This window comes from Ramlibacter pinisoli (assembly GCF_009758015.1).
In the GTDB taxonomy this organism is placed as follows: Bacteria; Pseudomonadota; Gammaproteobacteria; order Burkholderiales; family Burkholderiaceae_C; genus Ramlibacter; species Ramlibacter pinisoli.
Map to the genome: position 1 here is coordinate 756,849 of NZ_WSEL01000003.1, position 26,453 is coordinate 783,301.

Sequence of the window (26,453 nt, forward strand, 5' to 3'; positions counted from 1 at the left end):
GCCCTTTCTCTTGGCCCCGGCAATCACTTGGCGAGCCCCGCGGGCTTGGCCTCGGCAGCCGCGGCGGGCTTGCCTTCGGCGGCGGCCGCGCCATCGATGCCCGGCAGGCTGGTCGTGAAGCGGTCCTCGATGAAGGCCTGGATGGTGGGGCGCAGGATGTTGGGCGCCTTGAACACGCCGTAGTGCGCGCCCGGGTCGGGGAAATGCGCGAAGAACGCACCGGGCACCTGCTCGGCCGCCTTGCGCGCGTTCTCCACCATCAGCCACATGTCGGTGTCCACGTGCACGACGAGGGTGCGCGCCTTGATGCGCTTGAGGTCCTTGTTGATGTTGTAGGAGAAGCCGGCGTTGTTGCGGTACCAGTAGTCGACCGGGTCCTCGTTCTTCACGCGATTGATGTAGGTCTGCCCCGCATCGCCCTTGGGGTCCCAGTAGAAGACTTCCTTCTGCAAGGTGGACCAGGGCGTCCCGGAGCGCACCGGGAAGGTGTAGCCCGTGAGCTGCAGGGCGGACCACATGAACTCGAGGCCCTTCTTGGGATGCTTCTCCTCGGGCAGGTGGTAGTAGTTGCCGCCGGTCTCCCGCCAGACCGGGTCGGACTCGATGGCCGCCTGGCCGAGGCGGAAGGTCCACTGGCCCACCGGATCGCTGCCGTCCGAGGCGGTCGTGCCGCCGATCGGCATGATGCCCTTCACGAACCCGCCCGGTGAATACATGACGCCCCACACCCAGCTTTGCGTGGCGCCCATGGAGACGCCCGTGGCCACCTCCACCTGGGCCACCTTCAGGTGGTCGCGCAGCAATTGGTAGTTGGCCTGCACGATGTCGAAGTAGCTGTACTGCGGGAACTTGCGGCCCAGGCCCGCCGACGGCTTGGCCTCGCCCCAGAGGCCGATCGCATCCAGGAACACCACGTAGAAGCGTTCGGTGTCGATGGTGCGCCCCGGGCCGACGATGGCGCCGCCGGAGAAGGCGTTGGCCGGCTGGCCTTCGTACCAGGTGTTGTACATCCAGGTGGCGTCGCCGGAGTAGAAGGTGTTGATGATCAGCGCGTTGGTGATCTCCCCCTGCGCATTGCGCCGCGGCGTTCCCACGGCGATGTACCCCACCTTCAGGGGCGGCGCGCCCAGCGACTCGAGCGTCGTGCCGCCCGCGGCGCCGTTGCGCCACGAGCCGGGGCCGGCGTCCAGGTCGTACTTGCCGCCGATGCGGAAGTTCGGGATCGTGTAGTACTGCTTCTTGGCGTCCTGCGCCATGATCGACGAGGGCGGCGTGATCTGGTGGATCTTGCTCACGTCGAAGGCCTGGCCGTGCGCGGGCAGGCAGCAGGCGCACAGCGCAGCGCCGGCCAGAAGGATCGCGCGGGATGTCGTGTTCATGGCGGACCTCACTTGGCGAGACCGGTGGGCTTCCCGGCTGGCGCTTCGGCGGCGGCGGTGGTCGACCCACCGCCGTTTTCCAGCGCTTCCATGACGTCGGGCGACGTGGCGTCGACGCGGCCGCGCTTCATGAAGTCCACCGTGTCGCGTGCGTACTCGTACGGCACGTCGGTGTGGATGAAGTGGCCCACGCCGGGGTACACCTTGATCACCGGCGGGTTGCCCGCGGCGGTCATGCGCTGCTTGAAGGGCACGATGATGCTCTTGGACAGCCCCGTGAGGCCATTGAGCGCCGTCCCGGGGATGAAGGGCTCCTGCGCGCCGAACGCCAGGAAGATGGGCGCCTTGATCTTCGTGACCTGCTTGTAGATCGAAGCCGGGTCGTCGGCGTTCAGCTCGGAGCAGATCGAGTACAGGTCGTAGATGAACATGAACGACCATTGCTCGAACTCGCGGCGGTTGCCGGTGATCATCGCCACGCGCTGGTCGGTGTGCAGCCGCGCGTACTCGGTGTCGTTGAAGAAGTAGCCGGTGTTGGTGGCCACCGCGCCGCCGGCGGGATCGCGCTTCTTGAAGTAGAAGAAGTCGCGCACGCCCTGCGGGCTGCGCTTGAGTTCGCCTTCGACCAGACCCATCGGGTCGTAGGCCGCATGCCAGGCCTTCGGGTCGTAGGCGATGGTCTTGTCGCAGATCGGCAGGTCCTTGTCGCCCATGCGGAAGGTGCGCTGGTACTCCTCCAGGCCCGCGGGCGCCTCGAGCGCGAGTCCCTGCACCGCCTCGGGGTAGCGCAGCGCATAGCCGATCACCGTCTGCCCGCCCAGCGAGTGCCCGTGGTAGAAGGCCTTCTTCACCCCCAGCCGGCCCACGATGAGGGCGTGGAAGGCATCCCGCACGTCATTGAGCGTGCGCGTCATCGGCTTGTCCAGGTTGCCCGGGCCGGAGGTTCCCCACTGCGGCATGTCCGGCGCGATCACGCGGTAGCCGTGTTCGACGGCGTACTTGATCAGGTAGCCATAGTGCGCGCCGAAGGCGCCCTTGCCGTGCACGACCACCAGCACCGGCGGGTTGGCCGACTTGCCGCAGTATTCGTCCATGTAGCCCAGTTCCCAGGCGACGCCGCGCTTGTCCTTGACCGTCGCGTACTTCACCGGGAAGGGTGACACCATCTCCTGCTTCCAGAAGGAACGGTCCGGGCTCGGCTGCATGTTCACCTTGGGCGTGCGGTAGTTCGTGGCCTCGCACACCAGGCCCTGGTCGGGCAGCACGTCGATGTCGTGCATGTAGGTGTCGAAGATCGGGTTGGTCTTCAGCACGTTGAGCGCCTTGAACACCGCGTAGTGCGCGGTCGGATCGGACAGCCCCACGTACTGCCCGCCGGGAATCGCCTGGGCCGCGGCCCGTGCCTTGTCCGAGATCAGCCACTGGTCGTTGTCGACGTGCACGACCAGGGTGCGCGCCTTCATCTGCGGCAGCAGCTTGTTGACGTTGTGGATCTCGCCGACCGTGTCGCGGTACCAGAGGTCGACGCCATCGAAGAGCTTCGCGAGGTTCTTCAGGTTGGCGCCGGCGTTGCTGCCCATGCGCGGGTCGGGTTCCCAGGTGAAGACTTCCTTGGAGACGGCATCCCAGCCCTGGCTCTGCCGGTAGTTCAGGTCGTAGCCGGTGATGGAGAGCATCGACCAGTGGAACTCGACCCCCTTGTTCGGGTGCTGCTCCTTCGGCAGCTTGTAGTAGTCGCCCTTGGTCGCCACCCACACGGGGTCGGACTCGAGCGCCGCCTTGGCCAGCTGGAAGGTCCACGCCGCCACCGGCCCTTCCCCGTCCGTCGCCGTGGCTCCGCCGATGGGCATGACGGCGGCCACCATCCCGGGATGCATCAGGCCCCAGTAGTAGGCCTGGGTGCCGCCCATCGAAGCGCCGGTGGAGAGCACGACATGGCCGACCTTGAGGTGGTCGCGCAGCAGCCGGTAGTTGAGCTGCACCATGTCGTAGTAGCTGTAGACGGGGAACTTGCGTCCCAGCCCGTCCGAGGGCTTGGAGGCACCCCACAGGCCCAGGCCGTCGACGAACACGACGTAGAAGCGGTTGGTGTCGAACAGCAGGCCGGGCCCGACCAGGGCGCCGCCCGAGAAGCCGTTGCCCTTCTGCCCCGCGTACCAGTTGTTGTACATCGCGGTGGCGTCGCCGGAGTAGTACGAGCTCACGACGATAGCGTTGACGATCTCGCCCTTCGCGTTGCGCTTGGGCGTGCCCACCGCGATGTAGGCGGTACGCGCCGGGCCGGCGCCGAGCGATTCGAGCGTGACCCCGTCCGGCGCGCCGTTCTCCCACGCCTTGGGATCGGCCAGGTCGTACTTGCCGCCGATGCGGAAGTTGGGCAGCGTCCAGGTCTGCTTCAGGCCGTCCAGCTCGGCCACGACCGACCGGGGCGTGAGGGTTTGCTGAGCATGCGCCGGCACGAGCGGCACGAGGGCCGCGACCAGTGCAAACAGGCATCCGGCGACCACGCCGGGCAGCGAAGGAAGAAGGCGGCCCATGAACGTCACTCCTGGCCGCCGCCCCGATTCGACCCGGGACGGCCGGGGACTCCATCCGCGGCGGCACGGCAGCGTGCGGCAGCCGCCCGGCTGGCGCAAGTTGGACCAAAGGCCAATGAGTGCACGCCTGGCTCGGGTGCAAGATGCAGGCCCCGCGAGAGCGGTTCCCGCCGTAGGTTCCATGCCCAGCGTCCGGATCGACAACGCGCAGGTTCATTTCCAGCTCGCCGGCGGCGAGCGCGGGCCCGTGATCACCTTCCTCAACGGGCTGACCCAGAACGCGAACCTCTGGACCGCCTACGCCGACTACTTCGGGCCGCGTGGCTATCGGGTGCTGGCCTACGACATGCTGGGGCAAGGGCGCTCCTCCAAGCCGGTGATCGACATCCCGCTGGCGGCGCATGCGGACCTCCTGGATGGCCTGCTCACCGAGCTGGGCATCCGCAAGACGCACCTGGCCGGCATCTCCTTCGGCGGCGTGATCGCGCTGGACTTCGCCATCCGCTACGGCCACCGGCTGGACAGCCTGGTGGCCATGAGCACCTTCGCCGAACTGACGCCCCAGCTCGAATTCCTCGGCACGGTCATGCTGCAGGGCCTCATCGACGTGGGCTTCCCCTACATGCAAACCATGCTGTACCCGCTGAACATGAGCTCCGCCTGGATCGCCGCCAACCGCGAACGCATCCCGGCGATGAAGAGGTCTGGCTACATCGGCAACGACGGTTACGCGATGCAGAACCTGATGGAGTCCTTCGTCACGTTCCAGCCGCTCACGCCGGACCTGCACCAGATCGCCGTCCCCACGCTGCTCCTGAACGGCGAGTTCGACTTCTTCACGCCGCGCGAGTGCCACGACCTGATCCGCACCCGCATCGCCAACTCGCGCCTCGTGATCGTGCAGCACGCATACCACGCGTTCACGCTGGAATTGCCCGCGGTGACCATGCGGCAGATCGAGGTCTTCCTCGCGCAGGTGCGCGACGGCAGCTGGGTGGGCGACCAGAGCGTGTGGGCCGCCGCCGAGGACCCGAAGGCGCGCGTGCAGTGGCTGCCCCTGCTGGGCGACTGGCGCCGGGCCGTGCAGGTGGCAGCTGTGCGGCCGGTACGCGCCACGGCAAGTCCCGCGGCGAGGCGCAGCGGCGGCCGCTCGCCCGCGCGATTGGCGGCGCCGTGATCGCCCCCGAACTCTATGACCGGGCCCGGGACCGCGTGGCAGAAAGCGGGTTCACGGCGCCGGTGCAGACGCGCATCGCGCTGGTCCTCACGGCGGCCAAGAATGGCAACCTCGCATTCCACCTGCTGATGCAATGGGTGCCGGGAATGGGGCTCGCGCAGCAGTTCCTCATCTCCCAGGCGGCCCGCGAGATGGAAGCGATCACGTTGCTCGCCCGCACCACGCAATGGCTCGGGACGCCGGCGGCGCTGGTCCAGGCTGGCCGCATCACGGCGCCGCTGGCGATGGCGTGGAGCCGCGTGATGCAGGCGCCCGGCCCGCTGTTCAGCCCGGACGCCGCGTACCGCGGCCTCTCTCTGGGACATGCGCAGTTCGCGCGCATCCGCCTCGCGCCCATCGTGCCGGAGGCTGCGGACCCGGCGGCACCGTTCGTGATGGCGCTGGCGCGCATCGAGCAGGAGAACGCGCGCATGCTCCAGACGCAGATCCGCCTGCTGAAGGTGATTGGCGACAACCTGCCCCTCGCGGAACGCGAGGAGCGGATCGAGGCCGACCAGGCGCTCGTCGACGGCGTGATGACGGAGTTCCTCGGCTGGATGGCGGCGCCGTAGCCGCCCGGCCCTTGCACCAGGAGAAGCAGATGCCACGCATCAAGACCGAAACACTCACCATGGGCTACCAGGAGCATGGAACCGGCGACAACGTGGTGCTCGCCGTGCACGGCAACCTGGGCTGCGCCAACTGGCTGGACCTGGCGCTGCCGCTGTTGCCCGACCAACTGCGGGTCGTCACGGCGGAGTGGCGCGGCTGCGGGGACTCGGAGAAACCGCAGCCCACTACGGACTTCTCCAACTACGCCATGTCCGTGCATGCGCGCGACCACCTCGCCCTGCTCGACGCCCTGGGCATCGCCAAGTGTCACCTGTACTGCCATTCCACGGGCGGCATCATCGCCTCCTACATGCTGGACGCGGCGCCCGATCGGTTCGGCAAGGTGTTGATGCTCGATCCCGTGAGTCCCCTGGGCCTGCAGCTCGCGCCCGGGCAGGTGGACGTGCTCACCGCGATGAAGGGCGACACCGACGTCTGCTTTGCCGGGCTGGCGAGCGCCGCGCCGACCCTGTTCCGGCCGGAAACCCTGGTTGCCGGCCAGTCACCGCAATTCGCCGCCACCGCGTCGGCGGGACAGCGCGAGCTGTTCCGGCTGCTGGTGGAGAAGACGCGGCTGCTGTCCGACGGCGTCTGGTTCGGCACGCCGCAGAACCTGGCCCGCGAATGGGAATCGGGCGCGCTCGCGGCCCGCATGCCAGCGATGAAGCACGAGCACCTGATCCTGTACGGCAAGATGGACTACTGGATCCCGCGCGATCACATGGACGTGATGGTCCAGAAGCTGCCGAACGCGCGGCTGGAGTTGTTCCCCTCTGTCGGCCACTCGATGAACCTCGAGCAGCCCTCCCTGTTCGCGCGGGTGTTCACCGACTACTTCGGCGGCTGAAGCTCAGCCGAAGGTGGCGAAGCCGAGCATGGTGGTGATGGCCACGAGGCCGAGCAGGAACACCAGCGCGGCCGTCACGAGCGTGAACGAGGGCGGGAACACGCTCTCGCCGTGGATGAGGCCTTCGGCCGTCATCTGCTCGCGGGTCCTGCGCAAGCCCAGCATGAAGGCGACGTGGTACACGATGCCGATCAGCAGCATGACGAGTGCGACCAGCACGAACGCCAGGCCGAAGTTGCGCGAGGCGTTCGCGTCGTCGACCATGCCGGCCGCTTCGAGCTTCTCGAACACCTGGTAGATGGTGAAACCGAAGCCGATGAGGGAAATCGCCGTCCGGATCACCGACATGAGCGTGCGGTCGGCGCTCATGCGCGTGCGCTGGAACGACATGCCGGTGCGGCGCCGCGCCAACTCGGTGTTGGCGTCGGGCTCCGGTGTCCGCGCTTCACGGGATCTCAGGTCAACGTCCATGGACCACCTCCCTGCCGGGCTCGACCGGCGGCGTGCGACTCGCGTCGCTCATGCCTCTCGGGCGACCGATTTCTGCACGTCCGGCAGCCGGTAGCTGCCGTCGAGCAGCGGCGGCGTCGGCACGTAGGTGCGCACCAGCAGCGCGAACTGCCCAGCCGGCGCGGGCAGCCAGTTGGCACGCGCGTCCGCCTCGGGCGGTTCGGCGTGCGACAGGTGCAGCACCAGCGAACCGTCGGACGCGAACGCCAGCTCGTTCGCGTCGAGGTTGACGGTGCCGATGTTGTGGCGGCCGTTGGGACTGTCGGGGACCATGAAATAGTCCTGGTCGTACATGGTCAGCGACCAGAAACCGCCGCGGTCGCGGTCCACCGGCGGCAACGCGCCCTTGGGAAAGGTCACCGTGTAGCGATAGCGGCCCTGCAGCAGCTCCCCCTGCGCATCGGTGCCGCGGATGAAGTAGATCGCCTCGTGGAAGTCGTTGACGTAGATGTAGATGACCGCCGCCTGCGCGCGGCCGAACCAGTCGCTGCCCCAGGCGCCGCCATTCTCCTGACGCTGCCAGCCGTTGCCGGCAGCGGCGCCGGCCTGGTGGTACTTCGCCGACTCGTGCAGCTCCGCGTTCGCCGCCAGCGTGGTGCGGTCGACCAGCGCGCGCCAGGCCGGGTCCACAGCGCGCAACGCGAGCAGCACGCGCGCCTGCGCCGCCATCGGCGCGTCGTCGGTGCTGACGCGCGGATTCGCGTCCAGCGCCACCTGGAGGTCGTCCCAGAACGTGAGCGCGTTCACGGGCCGGTGCCGCAGCAGGTCGGGATCGGCCGCCAGCATGTCGGCCGTCAGTCCTCGCGGAAAGACCTTGTTGCGCGCGCTCGCCTCGCAGTCGAACCGCAGCGGGCCCGGCCTGTCCTCCTTCTGGGGCACGGCGCCCAGCTGGTTCAGCACGGAACGGGCCTGCGCCTTCGCCTCCGGCGTGCGCGCCGCGAAGCAGCGGAACATCAGGACGGCGAGGTTCGTCGGGGAGCGCAGCACGCCGAGGAAGCCCGGCGGCTTCTCGCCCTGCCAGTCCGGCCCGACCACCAGGAACTTGCCGCCCGGTGTGCGTGAGGCGGAGCCGATCTGGTGCGTGACCGTGGTGAACAGGTCGGCCATCTGCACCGTCCAGTAGTGGCCGGGCGGCACCTGCGACGGCGTCTGCAGCACGACGCTGTCCTCGGCGAGGTCCGCGAAGCAGGCGCCGTAGATGGTGTCGTTGTTGGGCGTGACCACCTTGCGCTGCAGCGCAGACATGTAGTCGTCGAGATAGCCGGTGTGGTTCTTCGGCGCGCCCGGGAACAGGCCCAGGGTCGCGCCGGGGCCGGCCCCCTTCATCGCCTCCCAGCAGCTGGTGCGGCCGTACGTGTTGACGGCCGGATAGCCCCAGTAGAAGAGGATGCGCGCGAGTGATTCGACGTACTTCTCGTTGGCCAGCCGCGCCGGAGCGCCGGCGCCATCGGGCAGGTCGGCATGCGCAGGGCTCAAGGCGCGGGCGAGCGCCTCGGGTTGCAGGGCGGATTCCTTCATGTTGCCTCCGTGGGACGAGCGCTCTCGTGCTGCCGCTCGCGCACCTCCGCGAGGTCGCGCTCGAGAAAGTAGTTGAGGAAGGTGCGGATCACGGCGATGGCAGCCAGCCGGGCGATGGACTCCCAGTCCTCGGTGATCGCGGTCTCGACGATGTCGGCGGCGAGCTGGAAGGTGAGGCCCGCCACCAGCCAGCGCGCGTAGCGCAGCCAGACGTCGCGCCGCAGGTGGCCGTCTGGCTTCGCCACCACCCCCAGCCCTGTCACGACTGCCTGCAGCGTGCCGAACAAGATGACCAGCAGGGCGATGCCGTCGATCAGCACGATCGCCGCCTCGGTGAGGGAGACCAGCCACTCGCGCATGGTTCACCTGGGCGGTTTGTAGGGATCGGGCGTTCCCATGGGAATGAGCGGGTGCGCCTTCAGGCTCGCCTCGAACGCGGCGACCAGCTTCAGCACGGGCCCGACCACCCAGCTGTCCAGGCTGGGCTTGTCCTCGTCTTCCCGCGGGTTCTGGTACAGGTTGAACAGCAGCGGAATGCCCAGCTTTACCGCCGGCGACACCATGGTGTCCTGCCGGTAGAAGTGGACTTTGTAGTTGCGCCACTTCACAGCCTGCAGCCGCTCCGCGCAGAAGACCAGGATGCCTTCGCGCGCGGAGGCCTCGGCCTGCCCGAGCAGCAGCGGCGACTGGTCCACGCCGTCGATGGGCCGGTCGCCCGGCACCGAAGCGCCCGCGAGCTTCGCGAGGGTCGGGAACAGGTCCACGGCATGCACGATGGCATCGCTCACCCGCCCGGCCGGCACGCGCTCCGGCCAGCGCACGATGCAGGGCACGCGGATTCCGCCCTCCCAGGCCGTGAAGTACTGGCCGCGCCATGGGCCCGCCCAGCCATCCCAGGGTTTCACGAACTCGGGGCCGTTGTCGCTGGCGAAGAGGACGATGGTGTTCTCGCGCAGGCCCAGCCGGTCGACCGCGTCGAGCATGCGGCCGACGTTGGCATCCATCTCGGCCAGCATGTCGGCCCAGTCGCCGTTGCCGGTGCGGCCGGCGAACTCCGGGTGCGGCAGCGTGGGCAGGTGCGGCTGCGTGAGCGTGGCGTAGGCGAAGAAGGGCTTGCCGGCGTGCGCCTGTGCCTCCATGAATGCGACAGTGCGGCGCGCGATCTCCGCGTCCATCAGGCGGCGCTGCTCCAGGTCGTAGACACGCACGGGGCGGGTCCGCTCGCCCTTGCGTCCTTCCAGGATCTGCTCGGGCGGCATGACGGCGGCCGACCAGCCGGGCATGCCGGGCCACATCGCCTCGTCGGTCGTGCGCGGGATGCCGTACCACTCGTCGAAGCCCTGGTTGGTGGGGAAGCGCCCTTCCTCGCTGCCCAGATGCCACTTGCCGAACAGCGCGCTTGCGTACCCGGCGGCGCCGAGCGACTCGGCCAGCGTCACCTCCCACTGCGTGAGCCCGTCGGCGACGCCGCCGAAGGGCACGGAGTGCGTGCCGGAGCGGATGGCGTAGCGCCCGGTGAGGATGGCCGAGCGGCTGGGCGTGCACTGCGCCTCCATGTTCATGTTGGTCAGGCGCAGGCCTTCAGCGGCCAGCCGGTCGATCCGGGGCGTGGCCGCGCCGCGTGTCCTGCCGCCGCCATAGACGCCCAGCTCGCCGTAGCCCAGGTTGTCCGCGAGCATGAAGAGGATGTTGGGCCGGCGCGCCGGCTGCGCCCGCACCGGCGTGGCATCGCCCAGCAGCGCGGTGCCGGCCAGCGCCGCCTGCAGCAGCGACCGGCGCGAGGTCATGGCGGCGGGCCCGGCATCCGCCGCACGCAGCGGAACCCGACGTGGCTGGTGGAGGTGTCCACCGGCTGCGCGTGCCGCGCGGCGGGCCGGTAGCGGCGGCAGTAGTTGGGCGCGCACAGGTGCGAGCCGCCCTTGAGCACCTTGCGCGGGATGCGGATCTCCAGCTGGCACGGGTCGTAGCTTCCCTGCTCGCTCGCGCCGCGCGGGTTCACGGGGGCGCAGCAGGGCCGCGCCGCGCTGTCGGGGTGGCCCGCGGCATACCAGTCCTGGGTCCACTCCCACACGTTGCCGATCATGTCCAGCAGCCCGTAGCCGTTCGGCGGGAAGGCAGCCACCGGCGACGTGCGCTCGAAGCCGTCGACGCCGAGGTTCTCATGCGGAAAGCGGCCCTGCCAGGTGTTGGCCATGTGCCGCCCCTGCGGCGTGAACTCGTCGCCCCAGGCGAATTCCGCGCCGTCGAGCCCGCCGCGAGAGGCGAACTCCCACTCGGCTTCCGTCGGCAGCTGCTGGCCGGCCCAGGCCGCGTAGGCCTGGACGTCGCACCAGGCAACGTGCACCACGGGATGATCGTCCTTGCCGTCGATGCTGCTGCCCGGGCCCTGCGGATGGCGCCAGTCGGCACCGAAGCGGAACTGCCACCACTGCGAGAAGTCGCGCAGATCCACCGCGTGGCGCGGCGGCGTGAACACCAGCGACGCCGGCTGCAGCATCTCCGGCAGCGCGCCGGGATAGTCTTTCGCCTCGGGCGCGATCTCGGCGAAGGTGACGTGGCCGGTCGCCTCGACGAAGGCGCGGAACTGCGCATTGGTGACGGGGGTGCGGTCGATCCAGAAGCCGTCGACCCGCACCAGGTGCACGGGCTTTTCCTCGGGGTAGTGCGCGTCGGAGCCCATGCGGAAGGCGCCGCCGGGGACCCAGACCATGGCACCCGCATTTTGAGCGGTGCCGACGGTGTCGCTGACTGCGCTCATCGCGCCTCGCATCTCAACTGCTGCCCGCGGCGGAATCCCCCATCTTCGCGATCGCGTCGTCGATGGTGAAGGTGTTGGGCCGCTGGATCGGCGGGAAGTCCTTGAAGGTCTCCGCGAACTTCGCCGCCGCGGCTTGCGCCGCGAACATGAAGTAGCCGTGGTAGAGAAACCAGTCGTAGTACGAGTTGGACGTGACGTCCGCGGACTCGTAGGGGTCGGTGCGCAGGTTGAACATCTTGGGCACGCGCAGCCGCGTGAACGGCTCGGCCCAGACCTGCAGGGTGCCCTGGCAGCGCTGCTCCATGAAGACGATCTTCCAGTTGTCGTAGCGCAGGGCCAGGATGTCGCCGTCGTCGCTGATGTAGAAGAAGAACTGGCGTGGCGCCTCCTTCTGCTTGCCGATCAGGTAGGGCAGCAGGTCGTAGCCGTCGATGTGGTTCTTGTAGGTGCGCCCGATCGCCTTGTACCCGGACTTCAGCTTCTCCTTGACCTCGGGCGCGCCGGCCATGGCCAGGAAGGTGGGCAGCCAGTCGTGGTGCTGCACGATCCCGTTGCACACCGAGCCGGCCTCGATCCTGCCCGGCCAGCGCACCAGCATCGGGATGCGGAAGGCGCCTTCCCAGTTGGTGTTCTTCTCGCTGCGGAAGGGCGTCATGCCGGCGTCCGGCCAGGTGTTGCGGTGCGGGCCGTTGTCGGTGGAGTACTGGACGAAGGTGTCCTTCGCGATCCCCAGTTCGTCCAGCAGGTCGAGCATCTGGCCGACGTTGCGGTCGTGGTCGATCATCGTGTCGTGGTAGGGCGACTGCCAGCGCCCCGCCTGGCCCAGGCTGGACTCCTTGGTGTGGGTGATGAAGTGCATGTGCGTGGTGTTGACCCACACGAACCAGGGCTTGCCGGCCTTCTCCTGGGCGCGGATGAACGCCTGCGCCTTGGCGACGAAGTCGTCGTCGCAGGTCTCCATGCGCTTCCTGGTGAGCGGCCCCGTGTCCTCGATCTTCTGCTTGCCCACCCGTCCCCAGCGCGGCTGCTCGGTCGGGTCGTCCTTGTCGGTGGCCCAGGAATGGATCACGCCGCGCGGCCCGAACCTCTCGTGGAATGCCGGGTCCTTCGGGTAGTCGACCATCTCCGGCTCTTCCTCGGCGTTCAGGTGGTACAGGTTGCCGTAGAACTCGTCGAAGCCGTGGTTGGTGGGCAGCATGTGGTTCAGGTCGCCCAGGTGGTTCTTGCCGAACTGGCCGGTGGCGTAGCCCTGCTCCTTCAGCAGCGCCGCGATGGTCACGATCTTGTCGGACATGCCGACTGGTGCACCGGGGGTGCCCACCTTCGATAGCCCCGTGCGGTACACGCTCTGCCCCGTGATGAACGACGACCGCCCCGCGGTGCAGGACTGCTCGCCGTAGGAATCGGTGAACAGCATCCCTTCCTTCGCGATCCGGTCGATGTTGGGGGTGCGGTAGCCCATCAGACCGTGCGTGTAGCAACTCAGGTTGGACTGCCCGATGTCGTCGCCCCAGATGACGAGGATGTTGGGCTTCTTGGCCATGCGATCTCCTTTGGGTGCTGTCGGTTGCGGTCAAGCCCTGAGCAAGGGCGGCGGGAAGTAGCAGCGGTCCGCCACCGCGCCCCTCGCACGGTAGAAGCGGAAAGTCAGGCTGTAGGGCGTGCCCTTGGGCGTGGGCAGCCAGTTGGACGGCGGCTCACCCGCCGGCGGCTGGTCACCGAAGGTCAGGGTGAGGGACCCGTCGGGGCCACTTGCCACGCCGGATTCCGGGTTGAGCAGATAGCGCTTGAGCGGATTGGGCAGCACACGCCGCTCGACCGCGTCGACCGCGATCACGGACCAGAAGAACGTGGCGAAGTTCTCGGGTCGCTGGTCCCGGGTGAACGTCATGCGATAGGCGTGGTCCCCGTTCAGGGGTTGGCCCTCGTTGTCCACCATGCCCTTGTAGTAGACGACTTCCTGCGGCGTGTTGGCCCAGATCCCGCCGTAATTGATCAGCGTGCGCACCAGCCAGTCGTCGCCATACACGCCGGAGGTCGACGGCAGCACCCAATGGTTGCGGACCTCGCCGTGGCCCAGGACGGCCATCGCCTTGTGGAGGTCGTCCATGGCGCGCGTGCGCACGGCTGCATCCACGCGCTGGCGCTGCGCCGGGTCGCGCACCGCCAGCGCGAGTGCCCGCGTGCCCGCCTGCAGCTGTTCCATGCCGGGGTTGATGTCGGCCTCGCTGTCCAGTGCGGCCAGCGCCGAATCGAAGGCCTCTACGCCGGGCAGCGCCCGGAGTTCGAACATCGGCGTCGGGGGAACCACCGGCGGCACGGCCAGGCCGGCGGAACGGAACTCGAACTGGTGCTGCAGCGACTCCGCCCCCGCCCAGTCCGCGCCCAGTTGCACGCGCAGCAGCACCCGCATGGCGGTGACCGGCACCTCGACCCGCTGGACGCCGGCCGGCAGGCTGGGGCTGCTGCCCTTCAGGCAGACGGCGAACTCGCCGTGCGGATGGTCCGGAAACACGCGCTCGTTGATGTTGGCGACCGTCTCACCCCAGCCGTTGAGGAACTGCACCGTGTAGTAGCGGCCGCGGATCTCCGGCACCGTCACCCGCAGCGGATCGTTCGCGGCGATCACGACCCAGGCCTCGGAGTAGGCGACGTCGAGGTTGGGGTTGGGCCACACCACGCCCCCCGGCTTGCGGTGCACCAGCTGGTTCCAGCGGAAGCCTTCCTCGACATCGAGCCGCTGCTGGCGCAGCACGAGCAGGCGGCCGAGGAGGTAGAGGTACGCGTCGCTGATGGCCTTGTCGCTTGGCATGTCGTTCCTTGGCGCAGCACTCACGGGAAGGGATACACGCGCTTCCAGTCGCGCTTCATGTCCACCACCGTCCAGCGGCGGGCGGTGGCTTCGTCCAGCGCTTTGTCGAGGCGGCCGATCGACGACGCGCGGTCGTAGGCCCATTCGCGCTCGCCGTCGGTGTGGTGCACCAGGCCCATGAAGCGGGCACCGGGGCCGGCGGCGGTCCACTGCAGCATCTGCAGGTCGCCGTCGGAATTGCCGAAGGCGAACACCGGCCGGCGACCGATGTACTTCTGGATCGCCACGGGCTTGCCCGGGCCGTCGTCGAGGAAATCGAGCTTCGCCTCACGCCTCAGCACGGGGCGGCCGTCAGCGCCTCGGTCGAAGCGGGTCACGAAGCTGGTGCCGATCACCTGCTCCGGCGGGATGCCGTAGACCCGCTCCGACCACGCCCGCATGAATTCCACCGTGCCACCGGAGACGATGTAGATCTTGAAGCCGTTCTCCCGCAGCAGGGCCAGCAGTTCCAGCATCGGCTGGTACACCATGTCCGTGAACGGCCGGCCGCTGCGCGGATGCCGTGCCGATGCCACCCAGGCGCTCACGGACTGGCTGAACTGCTCGGTGTCCATGCCGGTGTGGGTTGCCATCAGGATCTGGGCCATGCCCTTGTCCCCGCCGGCGAGCACCGCCTTCACGTCGCCCGCCAGCACGGCATCGAAGGGCGCCGTCGTCTTCCACTCCGGATGCGCGGGCGCCATCGCCTTCACCTGGTCCAGCGCGAACAGGAACTGGAAATACATGGGCTGCTCGGACCACAGCGTTCCGTCGTTGTCGAACACGGCGATGCGCTCGGCCCCCGGCACCCAGCCCGCAGAGCTGGCCGTGGTCGCTTGCCGCACGAACGCCTCGATGCCCTGCTTCACGGCGCCGTCGTTCCAGGAGGGCAACGAATCGCCGGACTGCGCCATCGCCGCGGGCTGTGCCGCCAGGAGCAAGACCAGCAGCCAGAGCTGCAGCCATGTGCGCACGGTGTTCTTCATGCGTGCTTGCTCGCGCGCAGCGCATCGGCCTGCTGGGCCGCACGCCACTTCATGTACGGCGCGCTCACGATCGAGCCGACGATCAGGATCAGCAGGAGCGCGGCCAGGATGGAGGGACGGTCCGGCTCCGCGTGCAGCACCGCGATGGCGACCGCCGGGTGCCGCGTGCAGGTGGACAGTGCGAGCACCGTGCGCTCGTCAGGATCCGGGCCGCCCAGCATGTGGCCGATGCCCAGCCCGGCCAGCGTGAACACGATCACGGCCACCACGGTGAAGTTGCCCACCAGCTCCAGCATCTTCGGCCCGGCCTGCACCACCACGGGAATGCAGGCGAGCAGCAGCAGGAGGTTGGAGGCGATGGTCAGCGGACGAGCTGCGCGCTGCGCGAAGGATGGCGCGACGTGGCGCAACGCCGCGCCCAGCAGCAGCGGCAGCAGCATCCAGGTTCCGACAATCCCGGCGATAGTGGCGGTCGAGATCCGCACCGGCTTGTGCAACGCATACCCGAGCAGGGCCACCATCGCCGGAACCAGCACGATGGACAGCGCCGCCGACAGGAACACCAGGCCCATGGTGTAGGAGCGCGGGCCGCCGGCCTTCAGCCCCTTGCCCGGCAGGATGGGCGGCACCGGACCCAGCGACATGGCCACCAGCGACACGACGACCGCGCGCTCCAGCTCCTGCAGGAAGACCAGGGCCAGCGCGATCGCGAACAGCGGCATGATCACGTTCATCGCCAGCACCGATCGCAGCAGCAGCGAAGGACGGCGCAGCAGGTACACGAGGTCGGTGAAGCTCGTCTCCAGGGCGATGGCCAGCAGCAGGCCCGCCATGCTGAAGCTGATCGCCAGGGGAATCAGTTGCGCGAGCGTCATGAGGGTCCTGCGGTCGGCGATGGTGGGCAGCCCCTCCGGTGGTCGGAAGTGGACCTTGGTCCTAGACAGGCACGGGTCATCCGTTCGACGTCACGGGCAGCCTGACGGCGAGGCGCCGACAGCACGCCCTCGGGATCACCAGCTCAGCCGAATCCTTGGCATGCAGCTGTCGAGGAGCGGTGGGAGTCGGCCAACTCGTGTGTGGTAGACTTCGCGCCGTTGTCCTCGCCGACGTCGACAGGCTGGCTTAAGCAAGCAGGCTCTTGTCAGACAAGGTCCGGTGGATACACTTCGGCGGAAGGCGGATCGAATGCTTCTCCCCTCCGCCACAACACAGGTTTCGTCGCCGTCGCGCTTCGCGGCAGCATGAAGTGGGTTCTTAGCTCAGTTGGTAGAGCAGCGGACTCTTAATCCGTAGGTCGTAGGTTCGAATCCTACAGGACCCACCACTTACAGCCTCGCCAGGCAAGCAAACGGCGCTACTGATTCGGTAGCGCCGTTTTGCTTTGGCGAGCCCGGTGATGGCTTGATGACATTCCACGTTGGCCGACTGATCGCACTCTTCACGAGGTGAAGTTCTCTGCAGTGGTGGCTGCGGCCACTGTCCCCACTAGCAAGCTGCCACCGGCGTCAGCCGGACCGCTGGAGATAGCGCTGGTTGTCGCGACCCAACCAACTCGAGCCCGACCGGAGCCATCCTGGCGCGGAGCGAGAACTGGACCATCCGGCAGCTGTACCGTCAATATCCTGCCGCCCTACCCGCCCGGCGTCTTCGATGCGTTCTCCAAGCTGGTCGTGCTGCGCCTGCAGCGCCGCGGCCTGTTCCGCACCGACGCCGAAGACACGACGCCGCGCGACCCGGTGGCGGCCTGAACCCGGAACACGCGCCGGCATCCGTGCATAAGCAAACTGCCAATCCGTCGTTGGCGGGCGGCCGGGGGCTGGACAGAATCGCGGACCCTTCTCTTCCTCAGCCATGGCCCGCCCCCTCCACCGCCTGCTCGCGGCCCTCGCCGCTTTCGCCCTCAGCGCCGCTGCAGCGGCCGACACGTATCCCGCGAAGCCGGTCCACCTCGTGGTCCACAACAACCCGGGCAGCGCGCTGGACCTCATCGCGCGGCAGGTTGCCCAGCGGTTGTCCGATGGCTGGAAGCAGCCGGTCGTGATCGACAACCGCCCGGGCGGCGGCGGCATCGTCGGCACCGACCTGGTGGCCAAGTCGGCCGCCGACGGGCACACGCTGCTGGCCGCGGGCGACGGGCCGATCACCATCCTGCCGGCGCTCTCGGCGTCCCTGCCCTACAACCCGGCGCGCGACCTGCTGCCGATCGCGTCGCTGGGCGAGCTGGACTTTGTGCTGGTGGCCAACCCGCGCACCGGCCTGCGCAGCGTGCGCGACCTGGTGGAGGCGGCGCGTCGCCAGCCAGGCCGGTACACCTTCGCGTCGTCGGGCAATGGCAGCCCGCAGCATTTCGCCGCCGAGTTGCTCAAGCAGAACGCCGGGATCCACCTGACACACATCCCCTATGGCGGCGGGCCGGCCGGCCTCGCGGGTGTGCTCGCGGGCGACGTCGACCTGATGTTCATCGCCATCGCACCCGCTCTGCAGCAGATCCAGTCCGGCCGCCTGGTGGCCCTGGCCGTGGCCGGCGACGCGCCGCATCCGCTCCTGCCCGGTGTGCCGACGGTGGGGCAGACCTACAAGGACTTCAAGGCCGGCGCGTGGCTGGTGCTCTTCGCGCCGGCTGCGACGCCGGCCGCGGTGGCGGACCGGCTGGCGGCCGACGCCTCCCGCGTGCTGGCAGACCCGTCGCTGCGCTCGCAGCTGGCGGCCCAGGGCGTGACGGTGACGGGCCACACCGGAGCGCGCCTGCGCGACCAGCTGGCCGGCGAGGCGCGCCGCTACCAGTCGCTGGTGCGGTCCGCCGGCATCCGGGCCGACTAGCGGCCCGGCCAGGCGGGCCCCGGGCCAGCAGCCGGATGCCGGTCTCGCCCTCGCGGCCCGCGCCGGGACCGGAAACTGGACGTCGATCGAAGCAGGTTCGGATCTTGTAATTCGAGTAACGCGCTCGCGACCCTGCCGGGGTGCCGTTGCGAGACCCGGCAATCACATCCACGGTGTCCAGTGCGCTGCTTGCGCGCAGGGAATGCGGTTCAGCAGGCAAGGACTCGCCATGGGACCAAGGTCCAATCCAGCCGCGCGGGAAACGGCGCAACCATTCGGCCCGTCCGCCAGGGGTGCCCATGAGACTCCCTCGACCCACCAGGCTTGGGCGCGCTGTCGGCGCGCTCGCGTCTACTCCTGTGCCTCTCCCTCCTGCCGGCGTTGCCGGCGCGGGCCGAGGACCGGCCGAACATCCTGTTCATCCTGGTAGACAACCTCGGCTACGGCGAACTCGACGTCTATGGCGGCGGCGGCACGCGGGGCGCGCCGACACCGCGCATCGACCGGCTGGTGAACGAGGGTCTGCGTCTGACCGACATGAACATGGAGCCGCAGCGCACGCCCAGCCGCTCGGCCATGCTCACCGGGCGCTACGTGATCCGTTCGGGCACGCACTCGGTGGCTTCTGGCGGTGGGCCCGACGGCCTGACGCAATGGGAGTTGACCCTGGCCGAATCGCTTTCCGCAGCGGGCTACGCAACCGCCCTGTACGGCAAGTGGCACCTCGGAATCGAGAATGGCCGGCTGCCGAACGATCAGGGATTCGATGATTGGTATGGCATCCCCCGCACCACCGACGAGGCCCTGTGGCGGGGGTCTCCCGGCTACTCCGCGGCCTTGATGCCGCCGCCGATCCCGATGGGCACGCCGGCCCCCTACACGCCGCCCAGGTGACTCCAGGAGCATGACCATGTCCCGTTCCGGCCCCGTGCAACGCAGCGTGCTGCCCATCCCCGACGGCAGGTCCCCCACGCCCACGGCCTACGACGCCAAGGACCCGGAAGCGAAATTTCCGCCCATCGCGCCGCTGCGGCCCCCGGCCGGCGCGCCCAACGTGCTGGTGGTCCTGCTCGATGACGTCGGCTTCGGCGCCTCCAGCGCATTCGGAGGTCCCTGCCAGACGCCCACCGCCGAGCGGCTGGCCGCGCAGGGCCTCAAGTACACGCGCTTCCACACCACGGCAATCTGTTCGCCGACACGCGCGGCGCTCCTCAGCGGTCGCAATCACCATTCGGTCGGGATGGGCGGAATCACGGAGATGGCAACCTCGGCCCCCGGCTACACCTCGGTGCGACCTGACAACTGCGCACCACTGGCGCAGATCCTCAAGCTGAACGGCTACGCGACGGCGCAGTTCGGCAAGTGCCACGAGGTCCCGACCTGGGAAACCAGTCCGGCCGGTCCCCATGACCGCTGGCCGACAGGCTCCGGCTTCGAGCACTTCTTCGGCTTCATCGGCGGCGAGACGGACCAGTGGTATCCGACGCTGGTGGAGGGCACCGCGCGCGCCGCCCCCTGGGGCACGCCGCAGGACGGCTACCACTTCACGGAGGACCTGGCCGACCGGGCCATCGCCTGGGTGCGCCAGCAGAAGGCACTGGTACCCGACAAGCAGTTCTTCCTGTACTTCGCGCCGGGCGCGACCCACGCGCCGCACCATGTTCCCAAGGCGTGGGCCGACAAGTACGAGGGCAGGTTCGACCACGGCTGGGACCGCCAGCGCGAGCTCACCTTCGCCCGGCAGAAGGAGCTGGGCGTCATCCCGGCCGATGCCCAGCTCACGCAGCGCCACGACGAGATCCCGGCCTGGGACGACACCGCGGAGGACATGAGGCCCATCCTCGCGCGCCAGATGGAGAACTACGCCGGCTTCCTCGAGCACGTGGACCACCACGTCGGCCGCCTCGTGGACGCGCTCGAGGAGCTCGGCGTCCTGGACGACACGCTGGTCTACTACATCGTCGGCGACAACGGTGCGTCGGCCGAGGGCTCGCTGCAGGGCACGTTCAACGAGATCATCAGCCTGAACGGCATGGGCGAACTCGAGACGCCGGAGTTCCTGCGCAGCCGCCTGGACCAGCTGGGCGGGCCGGAATCCTCCCCCCACTACGCCGTGGGCTGGGCGCACGCCATGTGCACGCCATACCAGTGGACCAAGCAGGTGGCTTCGCACTGGGGCGGCACCCGCAACGGCACGATCGTGCGCTGGCCCCGGGGCGTCCGGGCCCAGGGCGAACTGCGCCACCAGTTCCACCATGTCATCGACATCGCCCCCACCGTGCTGGAGGCTGCCGGCATTCCGCAGCCGACCTTGGTGAACGGAATCAGCCAGGAGCCGATGCACGGCACCAGCATGCTGTACAGCTTTGCCGACGGCCAGGCGGCGGAACGGCACGAAACGCAGTACTTCGAGATCTTCGGCAACCGCGGCATCTACCACAAGGGCTGGTCGGCGGTGACCAAGCACCGCACCCCATGGCAGACGGTGGGCGACGTCGGCATCGCCTTCGACGACGACAAGTGGGAGCTCTATGACGGAGCCAGGGATGCGACCCAGGCGCACGACTTGTCGCGCGAGCTGCCGGACAAGCTGCACGAACTGCAGCGCCTGTTCCTGATCGAGGCAACCCGCTACAACGTGCTGCCGCTGGACGATCGCTCGTTCGAACGGCTCTTGCCGGAGGTCAGCGGCAAACCGAGCCTGGTCGAGGGCAAGCGGCAGGTCCTGCTGCCCGGCATGGGCGGATTCACCGAGCTGCACATCGTGAACCTGCGCAACTGCTCCTGGTCGCTAACGGCCCAGGTCGTGGTCCCCGAGGGCGGCGCCAACGGCGCGATCCTCAAGATCGGCGGCCACATCGGCGGCTGGTCGTTCTACTTCAAGGAAGGCCGACCGACCTATTGCTACAACCTCTTCGGCATCACCCGCAGCTACATCCGGGGCACGCGCGCCGTGCCGGCCGGGGAACACCAGGTCCGGATGGAGTTCGCCTACGACGGCGGCGGCATCGGCAAGGGCGGCAACGTCACGCTGTGCATCGACGGCGCCGAGGCGGGAATGGGCCGGATCGAGCACACCGAGCCACTGGCCTTCGGCTCCGTGTACAGCGACGTCGGCCGCGATGGCCTGCCCCACGTGACCGAGGACTACGGCAGCGGCGACAACGCATTCACCGGGCAGATCAAGTGGGTGCAACTGGAAGCCGGCGAGGACTCGCACGACCACTTGGTGCCGCCCGAAAACTTCGTGCGCATGGCAATGGCGAAGCAATAGCGGACGGAGCCCTTCTTGGACCGGTCCTGGCCCTTGCCGGATGTCGAGCGGGTCCAGGTCTCGCGACAGCCCTGACCAGGAGCAAAGCAATGAGCGCGAACGATTCCATCCAGCGCAGCGTCCTGCCAATCCCCGACCGCAAGCCGGTCACCGTCACGACCTACGAGGCCAAGGACCCCGACACCAGGTTTGCGCCCATCACCCAGCTGCGGCCGCCCGCGGGAGCGCCCAACGTGCTCGTGATCCTGCTGGACGACGTCGGCTTCGGGGCATCGAGCGCGTTCGGCGGGCCGTGCAGGACGCCGACCGCGGAGCGACTCGCCGCCAACGGCCTGAAATACAACCGCTTCCACACCACCGCCCTGTGTTCGCCCTCGCGGGCCGCGATGCTGTCGGGGCGCAACCACCACGCCGTCGGCATGGGAAGCATCACCGAGATGGCCACCTCGGCGCCCGGCTACAACTCGATGCGCCCGAATACCTGCGCGCCGCTGGCGGAGATCCTCAAGCTCAATGGCTATTCGACGGCGCAGTTCGGCAAGTGCCACGAAGTGCCGGTGTTCGAGTCGTCGCCGATCGGTCCCTTCGATCGCTGGCCCACCGGTTCGGGCTTCGAGCACTTCTACGGCTTCATCGGCGGCGAGGACAACCAGTACTACCCCGCTCTCTACGACGACACGGTGCCGGTGCAGCCAGACCGCGGACCCGAGGACGGGTACCACCTGACGGAAGACATTGCCGACAAGGCCATCGCCTGGGTCCGCCAGCAGAAGTCCCTCGCGCCAGATAAGCCTTTCTTCATCTACTTCGCTCCGGGGGCGACGCACGCCCCCCATCACGTCCCCCAGGAGTGGATCGCCAGATACAAGGGCCGCTTCGACCAGGGGTGGGACCAGGTGCGCGAGGAGACCTTCGCCCGCCAGAAGAAGCTGGGCGTGATCCCGGCGGACTGCGAATTGACGGCGCGCTCGGAAGGCATTCCGGCGTGGAGCGAGACCGACCCGAAACTCAGGCCGGTGCTGGCGCGGCAGATGGAGATCTACGCGGCCTTCCTGGAGCACGCCGACTACCATGCCGGCCGCGTGATCGACGCGCTGGCCGACCTGCGCGTCCTGGACGACACGCTCGTCTACTACATCATCGGCGACAACGGCGCGTCCGCCGAAGGCACGTTGAACGGCTCGTTCCACGAGCAGGCGGTGGGCGAAGCGCCCGACCTGATGACCCCCGAGTTCCTGATGGAGCGCATCGACGACTTCGGGACGCCGCGCGCGAACAACCACTACGCGGTGGGCTGGGCCCATGCCATGAACACGCCCTACCAGTGGACCAAGCAGGTCGCCTCGCACTTCGGCGGCACCCGCAACGGAACGATCGTGCACTGGCCCGGGGGCATCCGGGCGAAGGGTGAGCTGCGCAGCCAGTTCCACCACGTGATCGACGTCGCCCCCACGGTGCTGGAAGCTGCCGGCCTGCCGCATCCGACCTTCGTGAACGGCGTGCAGCAGGAGCCGCTGCACGGGGTCAGCATGCTGTACTCCTTCGGCGACGCGCAGGCGGCAGAGCGGCACGAGACCCAGTACTTCGAGATGGTCTGCAACCGTGGCATCTTCCACAAGGGCTGGATGGCCGTCACCCGCCATGGCAATCCGCCCTGGGTCGTGATCGGAAAGCAGGGTCCGCTCGCGGACGACGTCTGGGAGCTGTACGACACCAACCAGGACTGGACGCAGGCGCACGACCTGGCTGGGCGGATGCCGCAAAAGCTCGCCGAGCTGCAGCGGCTGTTCGAGCTCGAGGCCGGCAAGTACAACGTGTTCCCGCTGGACGACCGCAAGGCGGAGCGGGCCAATCCCGACATCGCGGGCCGTCCGACGGTCGTGCGCGGATCCACCCAACTGCTGTTCCCGGGCATGCGCCGCATCCAGGAGAACGCGGTCATCAACACCAAGAACAAAGCGCACTCGGTGACCGCCGAACTCGAGATCGCCGATGCCGGTGCCCGGGGCGTGATCGTCGCCCAGGGCGGCAGCATGGGCGGCTGGGCGCTGTACGCGCATGAAGGCAAGCTGCGGTACTTCTACAACTTCCTCGGTGTCCAGCATTCCGCGGTGACGGCCGCAGGGCCGCTGCCGGCGGGCAAGCACCAGGCACGCATGGAGTTCGCCTATGACGGCGGCGGCATGGGCAAGGGCGCGACCGTGACGCTGTATGTCGACGGCCAGCCGGTGGGCTCCGGCCGTGTCGAGCGGACCCACGCGCTGTTCTTTTCCATGGATGAAACCGCGGAGGTGGGGTGCGACCTCGGCGAGCCGGTGTCGCCGGACTACGGTCACCGCGACAACGCCTTCAACGGCAAGATCCAGTGGGTGCAGATCGACATCGACAAGGCCACCCAGGATGCGGACCACCTGGTGGCGGCGGAGGAACGCTTTCGGCTCATCATGGCGCGGCAATAGCTGCGCCCCGGGCCCTGGATGAGGATGTCCGGTCGGCAGCTGTCGTAGCGGCCCTCCGGGGACCGCCCCGCGGGACGGTCAGCCCGGGTGTTCGATGTCCGGCAGCAGATCGAGAGGCTTCTGCTCCCTGGTGATAGCGCTGAGCAGTTGGTAGTGGACTCACTTGCCACCCGACCGCAATAGAGGTATCCGCCCGCAATAGCGGTTGACCTTGCCTGGCGCGGCGGCTATGACCCCACCAGGAGGTCACCCATGCGCGCAACACTCATCCTTTGCGCCGCGATCCTCGCGGGCTGCGATTCGATCCCGATTGACCAGGAGAGCGACCGCGGCGTGTGCGCCGAAGCAGGCAGGGGATCGCGCACGGCGGACGAGGAGCAGGAGAAGCGCAGCCTGGACTGTTCGCCTCACTGGGCCGCCGAAGCACAGCGGCAGCAGATGATGATTAACAACCACATCGGCACCAGGTCGCTCAACTGCGGAACCATGGGCGCCTGCCGCTAAAGCCGACCTGAAGGGCCTTCAGGCCCGCTTTGCGGGCGAGAAGTCGGATCACTCGCGCGAGCCGGTGTGAAGGTTATTGTTCGCGTGGACCACCTGCTGAGCAACGTGTCTGTCGAGAACCTACTGCCCTTGAGGCGGAACCGGATGAAGGCGAAGATGCCTGGAGGCGAGACGCAACCCGGCGCGTGTATGACAGGCATCCTGCGACCCCTGGTGGCGACGGCCGGCACGGTCTGCGTGCTGATCCTGGCGGGCTGTGCAACCGGCTACAACCTGCAGCCGGGCGCGAGCCGCGAAGAGGTGCTCAGCAGCATGGGGCGCCCGACCGCGGTGGTGAAGCTGCCCAATGGCAACGAGCGCTTGCAGTACTCGCTGCAGCCGGCCGGCCAGTACGCCTACATGGTGGACCTCGACAGCAACGGCCGCATGGTGTCGCTGCGCCAGGTGCTCAACGCGAACGACCTGGCCCGCCTCAACACCGTCGGCATCGGCCAGTGGACGCGGGCCGACGTCGAGCGCGAGTACGGCCGCCCGGCCCGCATCGAGCATGTCGCCCGCTGGAACGGGGACATCATGACTTACCGCTGGAACGAAGGCCCGAAGATGGACCGCTTCTACTGGGTCTACCTGGATCCCCAGGACGTGGTGCGGCGCGCGCACCCCGGCATCGAGACGCTGCGCGGAGGTCATACGCGGGATTAGGGCCTATCGCCCGTCGGCCTTCAACAACTGAGTGGGTCATCGAAGGTTGGCTCTTGGTCCAATTGCCCGGGACGGATCCGCGACAAAAACTCGCTGCGCTGGGTGCCGGATCGAAGCCATCCAGCACCGAACGATGCCCAAACAACGCTGCATGCGCGTTCCGCTCCTCAGCGGAAGCTTGGCCCTGGTGCTCGTCACCGGTCAAGTCAGCGCCCTGGCGCAGCCCATGAGCGGCACTCCGCCCGCAGCGGGTCCTGTGAACACGGTCAACGCGGCGCCCACTTTCGTGCCCGAGGAACTCGAGGCGCTTGTCGCACCGATCGCGCTATACCCGGACTCGCTCCTTGCGCAGGTCCTGATGGCCTCGACCTACCCCTTGGAGGTCGTGCAAGCCGCGCGCTGGGTCAAGGCCAACACAAGCGTGAAGGGAGAAGCGGCCGTCCGGGCGGTGGCGGACAAGACCTGGGACGTCAGCGTGAAGTCCCTCGTGGCCTTTCCGCAGGTGCTCGAGCCGATGGACGACCGGCTCGACTGGACGCAGAAACTGGGTGATGCGTTTCTCGCGCAACAAAAGGACGTGCTGGACGCCGTGCAGCGCCTGCGGCTGAAGGCCCAGGGCAACGGCAACCTCAAGACGACGGAGCAGCAGAACGTGATCGTGGACCAGGCACCGTCCGGGGGCGCGCAGCAGACGATCGTCCGCATCGAACCGGCCAACCCGGAGGTGATCTACGTCCCGACGTATGACCCCACCTATGTCTACGGCAGTTGGGGGTACCCGGCCTATCCGCCCTACTACTGGCCGCTCTATCCCGCCTACTACCCTGGGTACTATCCCGGCTACTACGTCGGCGCCGGGATCGCCTTTGGCGTCGGCTTCGCGGTGGGGGCCGCCATCTTCGGTGGCTGCAACTGGAGCGGTGGCGAGGTCAACGTCAACGTGAACCGGGCCGCCAACATCGATCGCAACTTCGATCACAACCGGGGACAGGGCGCCAACGGGCGATGGCAGCACGATGCCGGTCACCGCAAGGGCGTCTCCTATCGCGACAACGCGACGCGCGAAAGGTTCGGCAAGAACGTGGGGGGCGCCGACGGACGTGCCGGCTTCCGCGGCTTCGACGGCCTCGGCAACCGCGCCGCTGGCGGCAGTCCGGGCGGTACGGGCCGGCGCGGGAGCGCCGGCGAGGGCGGCGCAGCCCGGAACTTCGGCGGTGGTGCTTCCGCCGGAATCGCTGGCGATGCAAGGACTGGCGGGGCGCCTGGGGGCGGTGCTTCAGCGGGGCGGACCATGCCTTCCAGGGGGTTGGAGGCGGCAGTGCCACGCAGCGGGATTTCAGTCGCGGACTGGCCACGACCCAGCAGTCTTCTGCCAACCGACCGACCGCGGGCGCCAGCCGCAGCGGTGGTGCCAGTCGGGCAAGTGTCGGCGGGGGTGCGCGCGGCGGTGGTGGGCGCGGCGGCGGCGGTCGACGCTGAG

20 protein-coding genes, 1 tRNA gene and 1 pseudogene are annotated in these 26,453 nt (G+C 68.4%); 11 read left to right on the plus strand and 11 right to left on the minus strand.

The features are described from left to right. Nucleotides 1-23 precede the first annotated feature (23 nt). Both GON04_RS04805 and GON04_RS04810 read right to left on the minus strand, forming a co-directional pair. Nucleotides 24-1,379, minus strand: coding sequence for an alpha/beta hydrolase (locus GON04_RS04805; protein WP_157396816.1), 1,356 nt, complete (start codon nt 1,377-1,379; stop codon nt 24-26). 8 nt (nt 1,380-1,387) lie between these two features. Beyond that, the gene (locus tag GON04_RS04810) at nt 1,388-3,916 is read right to left on the minus strand and encodes an alpha/beta hydrolase (protein ID WP_181653891.1); all 2,529 of its coding nucleotides are present in this window, start codon (nt 3,914-3,916) and stop codon (nt 1,388-1,390) included. A gap of 181 nt (nt 3,917-4,097) precedes the next feature. Between GON04_RS04810 and GON04_RS04815 the strand changes: the two genes are divergently transcribed. Genes GON04_RS04815 through GON04_RS04825 form a run of 3 tightly spaced genes read left to right on the plus strand, consistent with a single transcriptional unit; the run spans nt 4,098 to nt 6,591 of the window. After that, complete coding sequence (locus GON04_RS04815) at nt 4,098-5,093, plus strand: alpha/beta fold hydrolase (protein ID WP_157396818.1); 996 nt, start codon at nt 4,098-4,100, stop codon at nt 5,091-5,093. Further along, nucleotides 5,090-5,704 carry a hypothetical protein gene (locus tag GON04_RS04820; protein ID WP_157396819.1) on the plus strand — a complete coding sequence of 205 codons (615 nt, stop codon included), beginning with the start codon at nt 5,090-5,092 and terminating at the stop codon, nt 5,702-5,704. The genes GON04_RS04815 and GON04_RS04820 overlap by 4 nt, the downstream gene beginning before the upstream one ends. 29 nt (nt 5,705-5,733) lie before the next feature. Further along, nucleotides 5,734-6,591: an alpha/beta fold hydrolase gene (locus GON04_RS04825; RefSeq protein WP_157396820.1), complete on the plus strand. Its 858-nt coding sequence runs from the start codon at nt 5,734-5,736 to the stop codon at nt 6,589-6,591. A gap of 3 nt (nt 6,592-6,594) precedes the next feature. On the opposite strand, the gene GON04_RS04830 is transcribed toward GON04_RS04825, so the two are convergent. The 9 genes from GON04_RS04830 to GON04_RS04870 all read right to left on the minus strand — a co-directional run bounded on the left by GON04_RS04830 (nt 6,595) and on the right by GON04_RS04870 (nt 16,089). Next, entirely contained in the window at nt 6,595-7,062 is a 468-nt protein-coding gene (locus GON04_RS04830) for a YidH family protein (protein ID WP_198349218.1), read from the minus strand. A gap of 48 nt (nt 7,063-7,110) precedes the next feature. Next, nucleotides 7,111-8,619 (minus strand): DUF1254 domain-containing protein, encoded by a 1,509-nt coding sequence (locus GON04_RS04835; RefSeq protein ID WP_157396821.1) that lies wholly within the window; start codon nt 8,617-8,619, stop codon nt 7,111-7,113. Then, the gene (locus GON04_RS04840) at nt 8,616-8,978 is read right to left on the minus strand and encodes a DUF1622 domain-containing protein (RefSeq protein ID WP_157396822.1); all 363 of its coding nucleotides are present in this window, start codon (nt 8,976-8,978) and stop codon (nt 8,616-8,618) included. The genes GON04_RS04835 and GON04_RS04840 overlap by 4 nt, the downstream gene beginning before the upstream one ends. Before the next feature lie 3 nt (nt 8,979-8,981). After that, nucleotides 8,982-10,406 carry an arylsulfatase gene (locus tag GON04_RS04845; protein ID WP_157396823.1) on the minus strand — a complete coding sequence of 475 codons (1,425 nt, stop codon included), beginning with the start codon at nt 10,404-10,406 and terminating at the stop codon, nt 8,982-8,984. Continuing rightward, nucleotides 10,403-11,329 (minus strand): formylglycine-generating enzyme family protein, encoded by a 927-nt coding sequence (locus tag GON04_RS04850; RefSeq protein WP_232532939.1) that lies wholly within the window; start codon nt 11,327-11,329, stop codon nt 10,403-10,405. Before GON04_RS04850 ends, GON04_RS04845 begins: the two co-directional genes overlap by 4 nt. A 61-nt stretch (nt 11,330-11,390) precedes the next feature. Then, on the minus strand, nt 11,391-12,920 hold the full coding sequence (locus GON04_RS04855) for an arylsulfatase (RefSeq protein WP_157396825.1): 1,530 nt from the start codon (nt 12,918-12,920) through the stop codon (nt 11,391-11,393). A 30-nt stretch (nt 12,921-12,950) separates the two neighbouring features. After that, nucleotides 12,951-14,189: a DUF1214 domain-containing protein gene (locus GON04_RS04860; protein WP_181653892.1), complete on the minus strand. Its 1,239-nt coding sequence runs from the start codon at nt 14,187-14,189 to the stop codon at nt 12,951-12,953. A 20-nt stretch (nt 14,190-14,209) separates the two neighbouring features. Then, nucleotides 14,210-15,214, minus strand: coding sequence for an HAD family hydrolase (locus GON04_RS04865; RefSeq protein ID WP_157396827.1), 1,005 nt, complete (start codon nt 15,212-15,214; stop codon nt 14,210-14,212). Then, on the minus strand, nt 15,211-16,089 hold the full coding sequence (locus GON04_RS04870) for a Na+-dependent transporter (protein WP_157396828.1): 879 nt from the start codon (nt 16,087-16,089) through the stop codon (nt 15,211-15,213). Before GON04_RS04870 ends, GON04_RS04865 begins: the two co-directional genes overlap by 4 nt. 373 nt (nt 16,090-16,462) lie before the next feature. Between GON04_RS04870 and GON04_RS04875 the strand changes: the two genes are divergently transcribed. The 8 genes and pseudogenes from GON04_RS04875 (at nt 16,463) to GON04_RS04910 (ending at nt 26,452) form a co-directional block, all read left to right on the plus strand. Then, a tRNA-Lys gene (locus GON04_RS04875) sits at nt 16,463-16,538 on the plus strand. Nucleotides 16,539-17,065: 527 nt separating this feature from the next. After that, a complete protein-coding gene (locus GON04_RS04880; RefSeq protein WP_157396829.1) occupies nt 17,066-18,034 on the plus strand; it encodes a Bug family tripartite tricarboxylate transporter substrate binding protein in 969 nt (322 codons plus the stop codon). A gap of 324 nt (nt 18,035-18,358) precedes the next feature. Next, nucleotides 18,359-18,928, plus strand: coding sequence for a sulfatase-like hydrolase/transferase (locus GON04_RS04885; RefSeq protein ID WP_157396830.1), 570 nt, complete (start codon nt 18,359-18,361; stop codon nt 18,926-18,928). A 16-nt stretch (nt 18,929-18,944) separates the two neighbouring features. Beyond that, complete coding sequence (locus tag GON04_RS04890; RefSeq protein WP_198349221.1) at nt 18,945-21,308, plus strand: arylsulfatase; 2,364 nt, start codon at nt 18,945-18,947, stop codon at nt 21,306-21,308. Between the two features lie 89 nt (nt 21,309-21,397). Beyond that, nucleotides 21,398-23,767: an arylsulfatase gene (locus GON04_RS04895; protein WP_157396832.1), complete on the plus strand. Its 2,370-nt coding sequence runs from the start codon at nt 21,398-21,400 to the stop codon at nt 23,765-23,767. Between the two features lie 252 nt (nt 23,768-24,019). Continuing rightward, complete coding sequence (locus tag GON04_RS04900; protein WP_157396833.1) at nt 24,020-24,271, plus strand: hypothetical protein; 252 nt, start codon at nt 24,020-24,022, stop codon at nt 24,269-24,271. Between the two features lie 189 nt (nt 24,272-24,460). After that, nucleotides 24,461-24,973 carry a hypothetical protein gene (locus GON04_RS04905; RefSeq protein WP_157396834.1) on the plus strand — a complete coding sequence of 171 codons (513 nt, stop codon included), beginning with the start codon at nt 24,461-24,463 and terminating at the stop codon, nt 24,971-24,973. Nucleotides 24,974-25,199: 226 nt separating this feature from the next. Then, nucleotides 25,200-26,452 (plus strand): annotated as a pseudogene (locus GON04_RS04910) (DUF3300 domain-containing protein). The last annotated feature ends 1 nt before the right edge of the window (nt 26,453 follow it).